A 12,764-nucleotide genomic window follows, 5' to 3' on the forward strand; every position below is an offset into this window, starting at 1 on the left:
GTGCCCCGAGACACCGATCCCCGGCTGCTGCGCGCCTTCGTCGCGGTCGCCGACGAGCTGCACTTCACCCGGGCCGCGGCGCGGCTGTTCACCGCCCAGCAGGCGCTGAGCCGGGACATCCGGCGGCTGGAGGAGCGGCTGGGCGCCGTGCTGTTCGTCCGGACCACCCGGCGGGTGGCGCTGACCGCCGAGGGCGAGCGGCTGCTGCCGTACGCCCGGCGGGTGCTGGCGGCGCACGAGGAGCTGGCGGCCGCGGCGGCGCGCGACGACCGCCCGCTGCTCGTCGACATCGGGGTCCGGATCAGCACCGGCGGGCGGGTGCTGGACGAGGCCCGGCGCCTGGCGCCCGGGACGGAGTTCGTCGCCCGCTTCCACAGCGGGCTGACCGGGGCCGCCGGGCAGCTCGCCGCCGGACGGCTCGACGTCTCCTTCGGCCGGGTCGCCGGACTGGCCCCGGAGGTCCTGGCCGGGCTCGGCCACCGGCTGGTGCGCCTGGAGCGCGTGGCCGTGCTGTTGCCCGGCGGCCACCGGCTGGCCCGGCTGCCGGCGGTGCCGCTGGACGCGCTGGCGGGGGAGACCCTGTACGCCGGGGCGGGCAACGAGGAGACCGCCGAGTGGACCGACTACGCCCGCCGGCTCTTCACCGGCCGCGGCATCGGGCTCGCCGCGCCCTTCCCGAAGATCGAGGGGGAGGCGGAGTTCACCCGGGTGGTCCGCGGGCGGGGCTGGTCGGTGCTGGCCAGTGAGGTCTTCATCGAGGTGCCGGGCATGGTGCTGCGTCCGCTCACCGATCCCGTACCGCTGTCGCCGGTGTCGATGGTGTGGCGGCGCGGGCTGCGCCATCCGGGGCTGGACGCCCTGCTGACCGCCGCGCGGCGGCTGGGGGAGGAGAACCGCTGGTCACAGCGGCCCGAGGGGGCCTGGCTGCCGGAGGCGGACGAGCAGGTGGTCCGGGCCCACTAGCACATGCGGATATCAGGGAACTCCGGAAAGGAGGAATCCGGGTCGGACAGAGAGTTACATGTCCAATAATGTGGCTTTTCTCTCTGTCTATCATCCGAACAGCGTCTCTTGTATCCGGAACCATGAGATACATTTCCTCACCGGACGCCGTGCAAGAGGGGGCGCTCGGGCCGTGTGGGAACGGTCCGGCGATACGTGTCCGGTCGATTCGCCTGGCGCACCTCGCTCGAACGGCCGAGTGGCAAGGGACGCGCACGACCAGTGGACAGCGAGCAGGGCAGTCGGAGCGGCCCCGGAGGGCCGGACTCCGGCAGAGGATTCCCCGCCGGAGGACTTCCCGGTGGGCAGCCCTCCGGCGGAGCGGCGGCGGACGGACCGGTCTTCGTGGACGTCAGCGGCAGGCGCGGACGTCTGTTCCGGCGCCTGGGCTGGGCGCTCGGCCTGGTGTGCGCCTGCTGCGCGGTGGTGCTGGGCGTGAGCCTGGCGGGCGGGAGCTCCGCCGCGCCCTGGCTGCTCATACCCGGTCCCGGGGACGAGACGGCGGACACCGTCCGGGTCGAACCCGGCCCGACCGCCGAGGCGCCGGACGCCGCCGGCTCGCCGCCCCCGTCCGGCCCCGGCCCGGCCGCCTCCGCCGCACCGGGCGGCGCGGCCGCCCCGTCCGCCGCGCCCGTCGCCGACCCGGCCGGCGCCGTGTCCTCCGAGCAGCCGTCCGGGGCGCCGGCCGGCTCGCCCACGCCGGGCCCGAGCGGCGGCAGCCCCGGGAGCACCCTCCCGCCCGGTCCGCCGGCCGGTGGCGGCGGCGGTGACGGTGACGGTGACGGTGACGGCGGTGACGGGGCCGAGACCGGCGACCAGGGCCCCGTCGACGAGCCCGGCGGACCGTCCGCCTCACCCGGGCCCAGCGCGAGCGGCGGCGGCGACGGCGGTGAGAGCGGGAGCGAGGGCGGCGACGGGCTCCCGGAACGGTCCGGAGACGCCTCGTGAGCCGCGCCGCGGCCCGTGCCGCCGGCGGCCGGACCGCCGCCCACCGCCGGCGCCGCGGCCGCCGGCTCCCCCTGCGCTACCTGCTGCCCCTGTCGCTGCTGGCGGCCCTCTCGGCCATGCTGCTGCTGCGCGGCTACGTGCACAGCGAGTTCCTCGCCGACCACCGGGTACGCCCGCCGACCTCCTACGGCGAGGTGCCGAAGGACATCCGGGCGGGCGGTCCCGTCGTCGACGTCCGGGGTGCGAAGCCGACCAGCTACCGCGTACCGGACCGCACCCTGGTACTGACCTTCGACGACGGGCCGGACCCGGAGTGGACGCCGAAGGTCCTCGACAAGCTGGCCGAGTACGACGCGCACGCCGTCTTCTTCGTCACCGGCACCATGGCCGCCCGCCATCCCGGGCTGGTCCGGCGGATGGTGGCGGAGGGCCACGAGGTCGGCCTGCACACCTTCAACCACCCCGACCTGTCCTACCAGGACACCTCCGGCACCGACTGGCAGCTCTCCCAGAACCAGCTCGCCCTCGTCGGCGCGGCCGGGGTGCGCACCTCGCTGTTCCGGCCGCCGTACTCCTCGCACGCGCACGCCCTGGACGACGCCACCTGGCCGGTCACCCGGTACGTCGGCGAGCGCGGCTACCTCACCGTCTTCAACGATCTGGACACCAAGGACTGGGAGCGCCCCGGTGTGGCCGAGATCGTCCGCCGCGCCACCCCCGCCGAGCCGGGCGCGGGCGCGATCGTGCTGCTGCACGACTCCGGCGGCGACCGCTCGCAGACCGTGGCCGCCCTGGACCGGCTGCTGCCCGAGCTGACGGAGCGGGGCTACGCGTTCACCAGTCTCACCGAGGCGCTGAAGGCGCCCAGTGCCCACACCCCGGTCACCGGGTTCCGGCTCTGGCAGGGCCGTGTGTTCGTCGCCGCGGTCACCGTCGCGGAGAAGGTGACCGCCGTCCTGGTGGCGGCGGTGGCCGTGATCGGCGTCCTGGTCATCGCCCGCTTCGGTCTGATGCTGCTGCTGTCGGCCACCCACGCCCGCCGGGTGCGGCGGCGCGGCTTCGCCTGGGGACGCGACCCGGTCACCCGGCCCGTCACCGTGCTGGTCCCGGCGTACAACGAGGCCAAGTGCATCGCCAACACCGTGCGCTCGCTGGCCGCGAGCGACCACCCGGTCGAGGTGATCGTCGTCGACGACGGGTCGGCCGACGGCACGGCCGGCATCGTGGAGTCCCTGCGGCTGCCGGGTGTACGGGTGGTGCGGCAGCCCAACTCCGGCAAGCCCGCCGCCCTGAACAACGGCATCGCGCACGCCTCCCACGACATCGTCGTGATGATGGACGGCGACACCGTCTTCGAGCCGTCCACCGTCCGCGAGCTGGTCCAGCCCTTCGCCGACCCGTCCGTCGGCGCGGTCGCCGGGAACGCCAAGGTCGGCAACCGCGACACCCTCATCGGGGCCTGGCAGCACATCGAGTACGTGATGGGTTTCAACCTCGACCGGCGGATGTACGACATGCTCCGCTGCATGCCCACCATCCCCGGCGCGGTGGGCGCCTTCCGCAGCGAGGCGCTGGAGCGCGTCGGCGGCATGAGCGAGGACACCCTCGCCGAGGACACCGACATCACCATGGCCGTGCACCGCGACGGCTGGCGGGTGGTCTACGCCGAGCGGGCGCGCGCCTGGACCGAGGCGCCCGAGTCCGTCCGGCAGCTGTGGTCCCAGCGCTACCGCTGGAGCTACGGCACCATGCAGGCCATCTGGAAGCACCGCCGGGCCCTGGTCGAGCGGGGCCCGTCGGGCCGCTTCGGCCGGGTCGGGCTGCCGCTGGTCTCGCTGTTCATGGTGCTGGCCCCGCTGCTGGCGCCGCTGATCGACGTGTTCCTGCTGTACGGCCTGGTCTTCGGTCCCACCAAGGAGACCGTGGCGGCCTGGCTGGGCGTCCTGGCGATCCAGGCGGTGTGCGCCGCGTACGCCTTCCGGCTGGACCGCGAGCCCATGACCCATCTGATCTCGCTGCCCCTGCAGCAGGTCCTCTACCGGCAGCTGATGTACGTGGTGCTGCTCCAGTCCTGGATCACCGCGCTCACCGGCGGCCGGCTGCGCTGGCAGAAACTGCGCCGCACCGGCGCGGTGGAGACCGCGCCCGCCGCCGTCCCGCCCCGCCGGCGGCGCGGGGAACCGGCCCCCGGGAGCGCCGGGGGCACCGGGCACGACACCGAGAAGAGCACCCTCGTATGACCAGCGCCACCGACCCGGCCGACACCCCGGCGGTGCCCGCCGCCCCGGTGATCCCCGGCAGCTCTGACGGCCACGGCGGCCCCGGAGCCCCCGGGGTGCCCGCCCCGCGGCGGCACGCGAGCCGGCCCGGCCATCTGGCGGACGTGGCCGTCCAGGCGGAGTTCACCGGCCGGGACCGCTACCTCGACCTGTTGCGCGCCCTCGCGCTGTTCCGCGTGGTGCTCTACCACACCTTCGCCTGGGGTTGGCTGACGCTGCTCTTCCCCTCGATGGGCGTGATGTTCGCGCTGGCCGGCGCCCTGATGGCGCGCTCCCTGGCCCGCCCCGCCGGGAAGGTGCTGCGCGGCCGGATCCGGCGGCTGCTGCTGCCGCTGTGGCTGTACGGCGTGGTGGTGCTGGGCGTGCTGTTCGCCCAGGACTGGCGGCCGGCCCGGGGGGAGGAGGCCGTCCTGTGGTGGCTGAAGATCGCCTTCTGGGTGGTGCCGGTGGGCACCCCGCCCTTCCCGGCGCGCATCGGCGAGGACGGCGGGCTGCTGGACGCCGGCTGGGCCGAGCAGGCCGCCGGACCCCTGTGGTACCTGCGGGCCTACCTCTGGTTCGTGCTGCTCTCCCCGCTGCTGCTGAAGGCGTTCCGGAAGGCGCCCTGGCCGACCCTGCTGGCCCCGCTGGCGCTGACCGCCGTCGTCGGCACGGGCCTGGTGGAGATCCCCGGCGCCACCGGTGACGCGGTGCGGGACCTCGCGGTCTACGGATCCTGCTGGATCCTCGGCTTCGCCCACCACGACGGGCTGCTCTACCGGATCCCGAAGTACTTCGCGCCCTCCCTCGGTCCGGTCTTCATGGGCGCCGGCCTGTGGTGGACCTCCGACCACCTCGGCCCGGCGGGTTGGGACCTGGGCGGCGTACCGCTGGGCCAGGCCCTGTGGTCCTTCGGCTTCTGCGTGCTGCTGTTCCAGGTCAGTCCCGCCTGGCGGCGGCTGCCCGACCGGCTCCGACGCTTCGACAGGCTGATCACGCTGGCCAACAACCGGGCGGTGTCGGTCTACCTGTGGCACGAGATCGCCCTGATCGCCACCGTGCCGCTGATCGACCTGCTGTGGAAGATCCCGGCCGTCTGGCAGTCGCGGATGATCTCCGGACTGCTGTCGGACTCCTACCCGCCGCTGATGTTCCTGCTGGTCTGGCCGCTGCTGGGACTGCTGGTGGCCGTCTTCGGCTGGGCCGAGGACCTCGCCGCCCGCCGCCGTCCCCGGCTGTGGCCCACCGGCCCGGACCGGCGCGGCGGGTGAGGGGGCCCGCCGCACGGGTCCCGGGCCGGACACCGGAGCGGTCACCGGGCCGGGCGGTGGCTCACACACCGGCTGGGAGCCGGGTGAGAGCAAGGTTGCGCGGAGGTCATCTGACGGCACCGGGGTGAAACGCTCCGTCCCCTAGCGTCGGAGACCGGCACCCGACACCGTGGAGGCACCATGACCGCCCCGAGCACCGCACGCGGCAGCACCCGAGAAACGGGCCGCTGGATCGAGCACTGGGATCCGGAGGACGAGGGATTCTGGGAGAGCACGGGGCGGCGCGTCGCCCGGCGCAACCTGGCCCTGTCGGTGATCTCCGAGCACATCGGCTTCTCCGTGTGGAGCATGTTCTCGGTGCTGGCGCTGTTCATGGGCCCCGAGTACGGCATCGACCCGGCCGGCAAGTTCTTCCTGGTGGCCGTCGCCTCGCTGGTCGGCGCCACCCTGCGCGTCCCCTACGGCTTCGCGGTCGCCCGGTTCGGCGGCCGCAACTGGACGGTGATCAGCGCGGCGATGCTGCTGCTGCCCACCCTGGCCCTGCTGTTCGTGATGGAGCCGGGCACCTCGTACACCACCTTCATGCTGGTGGCGATCCTGACCGGCGTCGGCGGCGCCAACTTCGCCTCCTCCATGACGAACATCAACAGCTTCTACCCGCTGCGCCTGAAGGGCTGGGCGCTGGGCATGAACGCGGGCGGCGGCAACATCGGCGTCGCGGTCGTCCAGCTCGTCGGCCTGCTGATCATCGCCGTCGCCGGGGCCGCGCAGCCCAGGCTGCTGCTCGCCGCCTACGTGCCGCTGATCCTGGTGGCCACCGTGCTCAGCGCGCGCCACATGGACAACCTCGGCCCGGTCCGCAACGACACCGGGGCCTTCCGGGAGTCCGTGCGGGACGGCCACACCTGGATCATGTCGTTCCTCTACATCGGCACCTTCGGCTCCTTCATCGGCTACAGCTTCGCCTTCGGCCTGGTGCTGCAGAACCAGTTCGACCGCACCCCTCTCCAGGCGGCGTCCCTGACGTTCATCGGCCCGCTGCTCGGCTCGCTGATCCGCCCGGTCGGCGGCCGGCTGGCCGACCGGCTCGGCGGCGCGAAGGTCACCCTGTGGAACTTCGCGGCCATGACGGGCGCGGTCGGCATCGTCGTGGCCGCCTCGGTGCGGGAGTCGCTGCCGCTGTTCATCGCCGGCTTCATCGTCCTGTTCGTGCTCACCGGTCTGGGCAACGGATCCACCTTCAAGATGATCCCGGGCATCTTCCAGGCCAAGGCCCACGCCCGGGGCCTGCGGGGCGAGGCGGCGGCCGTCCACGCGCGGCGGCTGTCGGGCGCCTCCATGGCCCTGATCGGGGCGGTCGGCGGCTTCGGCGGCGTGGGCATCAACATGGCGCTGCGCCAGTCCTTCCTCTCCTCCGGCTCCGGCACCGGCGCCTTCGCGGTCTTCCTCGGGTACTACGTGGTCTGCGCGGCGGTCACCTGGTTCGTATACCTGCGGCGCACCGCTCCCGCCCCGGCCGCCGGGCCCGCCCCGGGCGGCGGCCGTGCGGTACCGGCCGAGCCGGAGGCCCGCCCCGCCTACGCGGAGGTGTGAGCACCCGATCGGGAAAGGGCGCACGTAACACGCGTAACACCGGGGAAATCGTGGTGATCCGAGCCCGTCACGGACGCTTGACAGGCTCGGAACGCCCACAGGCCGTACGGTGCGGCCCGTACGAACGACTGCGGACGAGGACCCCATGCACCAGGTCGGACCACTGGAAGGCTTCACCGTCGGCGTCACCGCCGCCCGCCGCGCCGACGAACTCGGCGCGCTGCTGGAGCGGCGCGGCGCGACGGTACTGCACGCCCCGGCCCTGCGGATCGTGCCGCTGGCCGACGACGGCGAGCTCCTCGGCGCCACCAGAGCCCTCGTGGACCACGCGCCCGACGTGGTGGTGGCCACCACCGCCATCGGCTTCCGCGGCTGGGTGGAGGCCGCCGACGGCTGGGGCCTGGGCGACGCGCTGCGCGGCGTGCTGGGCGGGGCGGAACTGCTCGCCCGCGGCCCCAAGGTGCGCGGCGCGGTCCGGGCCGCCGGGCTCACCGAGCGGTGGTCGCCCCCCTCGGAGTCCATGGCGGAGGTCCTGGAGCACCTGCTGGCGGAGGGAGTCGACGGGCGCCGCATCGCCGTCCAGCTCCACGGGGAGCCGCTGCCAGGCTTCGTGGAGTCCCTGCGCGCCTCGGGCGCGGAGGTCGTCGGGGTGCCGGTCTACCGCTGGCTGCCGCCGGAGGACATCGCCCCGGTGGACCGGCTCGTCGACGCCGTCCTGGCCCGCGCGGTGGACGCGGTCACCTTCACCAGCGCCCCCGCCGCGGCCTCGCTGCTGGACCGCGCCGGGCGGCGCGGCCTGCGGGACGAACTGCTGGCGGCACTGCGGCACGACGTGCTGGTCGCCTGTGTGGGCCCGGTCACCGCCCTGCCGCTGACCGCCCACGACGTGCCCCTGGTGCGGCCCGAGCGGTTCCGGCTGGGGCCGCTGGTCCAGTTGCTGTGCCGGGAGCTGCCCGGCCGGGCGACCGTCCTGCCCGTCGCCGGGCACCGGCTGGAGATCCGCGGCCAGGCGGTCGTCGTGGACGGTGAGCTGCGCCCCGTGCCGCCGGCCGGGATGGCGCTGCTGCGGACCCTGGCCCGGCGGCCCGGCTGGGTGGTCTCCCGCGCCGATCTGCTGCGGGTGCTGCCCGGCGCGGGACGCGACGAGCACGCCGTGGAGACGGCGATGGCCCGGCTGCGCTCGGCGCTGGGCCGGCCCCGGCTGATCCAGACGGTCGTCAAGCGCGGCTACCGGCTCGCCTTCGACCCGGCGGGCCCCACCGCCGACACCGCCGACACCACTGACACCGCCGGTACCGACGGCAACCCGGTGCGCACCATCGGACAACACCTCGCCGAAGGCTGAACACCCGGCTTACACCATCCGTATCCCCGGCCGACAGATCTTTCGCCAATCCCATAGAAGACCTGGGATATACGTCGACGGGGAGGACGGTGTGCGCCAGGATGCCGCCGTGATTGACCGACCGCGACCGCATGTGCAGGAGGGGCCGGACGAGGAACTGATGCGGGTCCTGTACCGCGAGCACGCCGGCCCGCTGCTCGCGTACGTCCTCCGGCTCGTCGCCGGGGACCGGCACCGCGCCGAGGACGTCGTACAGGAGACGCTGCTGCGCGCCTGGCGCAACGCCGACCGGCTGGGCGGCACCGGCGGTTCGGTGCGGCCGTGGCTGGTCACCGTCGCGCGGCGCATCGTCATCGACGGCCACCGCGGGCGGCAGGCCCGCCCGCAGGAGATCGACGACGGACCGCTGGAGACGGTGGCGGCCGCCGACGAGATCGACCGCGCCCTGCGGCTGATGACGATCTCCGACGCGCTCGGCGAGTTGTCCGAGGCGCACCGTAGCGTCATAGTCGAGACATACTTCAAGGGCCGCACCGTCAGCGAGGCCGCCGAGGTGCTGGGCGTGCCGAGCGGTACCGTCCGTTCCCGGGTCTTCTACGGGCTGCGGCAGCTGCGGCTCGCGTTGGAGGAGCGGGGGGTGACCATGCTGTGAACGCCATGAACAACGGCGCCGCGAACGAACACCTGGATGTCGGCGCGTACGCCCTGGGGGTGCTGGACCCACAGGACGCCGCGCGCTTCGAGGCCCATCTGGCGACCTGTGCCCGGTGCTCCTACCAGCTCTCCGAACTGTCCCCCCTGCCCGACCTGCTGTCCGAGATCGCACCGGGCCCGGCGGGCCCGCGGGCTCCCATCGGGCCGCCCGGCGGAGTGGCCGAGCCCGAGGTGGCGGCGCCGCCCGGACTGCTGAACCGGCTGCTGTCCCAGACCGCGGCCGTCCGCCGCCGGCAGCGCCGGATCCGCTGGGCGCTGGCCGCCTCGGTGGCCGTGATGCTCGCCGGCGGGCCGGCGGTGACGATGGCGGTCACCGGGCAGCAGGACCAGCGGCAGGAGCAGTCGCAGGGGCCGGGACAGGGGCAGCTGCCCGACGATCCCTCGTACGGCTCCGCCAAGGCGCTGTTCGAGCGGGAGGCCGAGCGGGTGGTCGCCAAGGACCCGCGGACCGGGGCCGACGCCGAGGTCGCCATGTGGGACCGGGCCTGGGGCACCGAGGTGGCCCTGCGGCTGAAGGGCGTCTCCGGGCCGGAGAGCTGCGATCTGGTGGCGGTCTCCAGCGACGGCCGGAAGCAGACGGTCACCACCTGGTCCGTACCGGAGGAGGGCTACGGGGACAACCCGCTCTACACGGTCGGCGGCACCGGGCTCGACCACTCCGAGATCGACCGCTTCGAGATCCGGACCCTCGACGGGGACCATCTGGTGACGCTCCCGGCCCGCTGACCCGCGCGGGTTCCGCCACCCGGCGCGTTCCGTCCCGGCAGGGGACGTGCGCGCCGGGCCCCATCTCGCGTACGGTGGACGGCTGCCCTGAGTACACCAGAAGGGGGCCGTGCGTTGGGAGCGCAGGACACAGTGCGGCCGGCGCCGCGGGCCGCCGGCGAGGGCGGCGACGGCGGCGGCCACCAGCGCCACGGCGGCCGGGAGGACGACCGGGAGCGCGGCCGGGAGGACAGCCGGGACGACGGTGCGCGGGAGCGGGAGATCCGCGCGGAGCAGCGGCACCTCGACGCGGTCTACCGGCGTCTGGCGGAGAAGATCCACGAGGCGGAGTTCCTCATGGCGGACGCCGCCAAGCGCGCCCAGGTCGGCACGCCGGGCGCGCTCGCCGAGCGGGACGCCCAGGTCTTCCGCGCCGGGGTGCACCTCAACCGGCTCAACAGCGAGTTCGAGGACTTCCTCTTCGGCCGGATCGACCTGCTGCCCGGCAAGGACGGCGAGCGCGGCCCGGACGGCGCGTACACCTCCGTCGAGCCCGCCGACGACGCCGTGCGCACCGACGGCACCGACGGCGCCGGAACCGCCGTCGCGGACATCGCCGAGACCCTGCACATCGGGCGGCTCGGCGTACTGGACGCCGACTACACCCCGCTGGTCATCGACTGGCGCGCGCCGGCCGCCGCGCCCTTCTACCGGGCCACCCCGGTCGCGCCGGGCCGGGTGGTGCGCCGCCGGGTGATCCGCAGCCGGGGCCGGCGGGTGCTGGGCGTGGAGGACGACCTGCTGCGCCCGGAGCTGACCGCGTACCTGGACGGCGAGGAACTGGCCGTGGTCGGCGACGGCGCCCTGATGGCGGCGCTGGGCCGGGCCCGCGGCCACGCCATGCGCGACATCGTCGCCTCCATCCAGGCCGAGCAGGACGAGGTGATCCGGGCCCCCGCCGTCTCCGTCACCGAGGTCGAGGGCGGCCCCGGCACGGGCAAGACGGCCGTCGCGCTGCACCGCGCCGCGTACCTGCTCTACCAGGACCGGCGGCGGTACGCGGGCGGCATCCTGGTCGTCAGCCCCACCCCGCTGCTGGTGTCCTACACCGAGGGCGTCCTGCCCTCCCTGGGCGAGGAGGGCCAGGTCGCCGTCCGCGCGCTGGGCTCCCTGGTGGAGGGGGCCGAGGCCGACACCTACGACGAGCAGCCCGTCGCCCGGGTCAAGGGCTCCGCGCGCATGGTGCGGGTGCTGCGCCGGGCGGCGCGCGGTGTGCTGGAGCTGGGCCCTCCCGGGGCGGGCGGTCCGCCGGAGCGGCTGCGGGTGGTGGCCTTCGGCGCGCGGACCGAACTGGGCCCCGAGGAACTGCGCGACATCCGGGAGCGGGCGCTGGGCGGCACCGCGCCCGTCAACCTGCTGCGCCCGCGCGCCCGGCGGCTGCTGCTGGACGCGCTGTGGGAGCGGTCCGGGGCGCCGCGCCGGTACCCCGACCCCGAGCTGGCCGCCGAGGCCCGCCAGGGGTTCGACGAGGACGTCTCCACCGAGCCCGCCTTCACCGGTTTCCTCGACGCCTGGTGGCCCGAGCTGACCCCGCGCCGGGTGCTCGCCGCGATGCGGGACGAGAAGCGGCTCGGCCGCTGGTCGCGCCGGATCCTCCAGCCGCGCGAGGTGCGCCGGCTGGCGCGCTCGCTGGCCCGGCTGGACGCCGACGGCGCCGGTCCGCTGTCCGTCCACGACGTCGCGCTCCTGGACGAGCTGCGGGTCCTGCTCGGCGCCCCGGCCCGGCCCCGGGCGGCGGAGACCGCCGCCGACTCCTGGGGCCTGGACCAGCTCAGCGGTCTGGAGGAGCTGCGGACCCATGCCGAGCGCACCGCCGGCCGTACGGCCCGGTCCGAGCGGCCGGCGGAGGAGCGCACCGACTACGCGCACGTCATCGTGGACGAGGCGCAGGACCTCACCCCGATGCAGTGGCGGATGGTCGGCCGCCGCGGCCGGCAGGCGACCTGGACGGTCGTCGGGGATCCGGCGCAGAGCTCCTGGTCCGACCCGGAGGAGGCGGCCGCCGCCCGGGACGAGGCGCTGGGCGCCCGTCCGCGCCGCCGCTTCGAGCTGACGGTCAACTACCGCAACCCGGCCGAGATCGCCGAGCTGTCCGCCCGGGTGCTCGCCCTGGCCATGCCGGGGACGCGGCCGCCCACGGCGGTGCGCTCCACCGGTCTGGTGCCGCGTTTCGCGGTGCTGCCGGGCGGTGGCGCGGAGGGCGGGGCCGGCCGCGGCACGGGCCGTGACGCCGCCCGTGACCTGGGCGGGGCGGTGCGCGCGGAGGCCGAGCGGCTGCTGGCCGAGGTGGAGGGCACGGTCGGCGCGGTGGTGGCGATGGGCCGCCGCGAGCAGGCCCGCGCCTGGCTGGCCGGACTGGGCGACCGGGTGGTGGCGCTGGGCAGCCTGGAGGCCAAGGGGCTGGAGTACGACGCCACACTCGTGGTCTCGCCCGCGGAGATCGCGGACGAGTCCCCGGCCGGACTGCGGGTGCTGTACGTGGCCCTGACCCGGGCCACCCAGCGGCTGACGGTGCTGTCGGGGGCGAAGGACCTGCCGGACGCGGACGGCGTCCCGGACCTGCTGCGGGAGTGAGCGCCGGGGCCGGGCGGGACCGCGCGGGCGGGCGGCTCACCGGGACGTTCACCGGGACGCGGGGGACACGGATTCCATGGTCTTCCCCTTGCGGGAATCCGGAGCCGCCGATCGTTTGTTAGCCTGACTGTGGCACCGGCCCGATCCAAGCCCCCGGGCCCAACCTTAGTCGCTTCGAGCGACCACTTGCCGCGAGGCGAGCATGGCGGGTCGGTGTCACCACAGCGTGTTGGAGGGCGGGGTCCGTACCGGCGGTACGGACCCCGCCCTCCGCCCTTTTCCGCATCCGGTGCC

At 74.9% G+C, this 12,764-nt stretch carries 9 protein-coding genes; all 9 read left to right on the plus strand.

Going from position 1 to position 12,764, the window contains the following annotated elements; all coding sequences use genetic code 11:
* The 9 genes from V1L54_RS00185 (at position 1) to V1L54_RS00225 (ending at position 12,470) form a co-directional block, all read left to right on the plus strand.
* Positions 1 to 963 (plus strand): LysR family transcriptional regulator, encoded by a 963-nt coding sequence (locus V1L54_RS00185; RefSeq protein ID WP_330115727.1) that lies wholly within the window; start codon positions 1 to 3, stop codon positions 961 to 963.
* A 384-nt stretch (positions 964 to 1,347) separates the two neighbouring features.
* A complete protein-coding gene (locus tag V1L54_RS00190) occupies positions 1,348 to 1,950 on the plus strand; it encodes a hypothetical protein (RefSeq protein ID WP_330115728.1) in 603 nt (200 codons plus the stop codon).
* Between the two features lie 116 nt (positions 1,951 to 2,066).
* Positions 2,067 to 4,190: a bifunctional polysaccharide deacetylase/glycosyltransferase family 2 protein gene (locus V1L54_RS00195; RefSeq protein ID WP_443076442.1), complete on the plus strand. Its 2,124-nt coding sequence runs from the start codon at positions 2,067 to 2,069 to the stop codon at positions 4,188 to 4,190.
* Positions 4,187 to 5,479 carry an acyltransferase family protein gene (locus tag V1L54_RS00200; protein ID WP_330115730.1) on the plus strand — a complete coding sequence of 431 codons (1,293 nt, stop codon included), beginning with the start codon at positions 4,187 to 4,189 and terminating at the stop codon, positions 5,477 to 5,479. The genes V1L54_RS00195 and V1L54_RS00200 overlap by 4 nt, the downstream gene beginning before the upstream one ends.
* Before the next feature lie 180 nt (positions 5,480 to 5,659).
* Complete coding sequence (locus V1L54_RS00205) at positions 5,660 to 7,072, plus strand: nitrate/nitrite transporter (RefSeq protein WP_330115731.1); 1,413 nt, start codon at positions 5,660 to 5,662, stop codon at positions 7,070 to 7,072.
* A gap of 145 nt (positions 7,073 to 7,217) precedes the next feature.
* Positions 7,218 to 8,417 carry a uroporphyrinogen-III synthase gene (locus V1L54_RS00210; protein ID WP_330115732.1) on the plus strand — a complete coding sequence of 400 codons (1,200 nt, stop codon included), beginning with the start codon at positions 7,218 to 7,220 and terminating at the stop codon, positions 8,415 to 8,417.
* Between the two features lie 91 nt (positions 8,418 to 8,508).
* The gene (locus V1L54_RS00215) at positions 8,509 to 9,069 is read left to right on the plus strand and encodes a sigma-70 family RNA polymerase sigma factor (RefSeq protein WP_330115733.1); all 561 of its coding nucleotides are present in this window, start codon (positions 8,509 to 8,511) and stop codon (positions 9,067 to 9,069) included.
* Positions 9,070 to 9,074: 5 nt separating this feature from the next.
* Positions 9,075 to 9,857 carry a zf-HC2 domain-containing protein gene (locus V1L54_RS00220; protein ID WP_330116098.1) on the plus strand — a complete coding sequence of 261 codons (783 nt, stop codon included), beginning with the start codon at positions 9,075 to 9,077 and terminating at the stop codon, positions 9,855 to 9,857.
* Between the two features lie 261 nt (positions 9,858 to 10,118).
* Positions 10,119 to 12,470: a HelD family protein gene (locus tag V1L54_RS00225; protein WP_330116099.1), complete on the plus strand. Its 2,352-nt coding sequence runs from the start codon at positions 10,119 to 10,121 to the stop codon at positions 12,468 to 12,470.
* The last annotated feature ends 294 nt before the right edge of the window (positions 12,471 to 12,764 follow it).

This window comes from Streptomyces rubellus, assembly GCF_036323805.1.
In the GTDB taxonomy this organism is placed as follows: domain Bacteria; phylum Actinomycetota; class Actinomycetes; order Streptomycetales; family Streptomycetaceae; genus Streptomyces.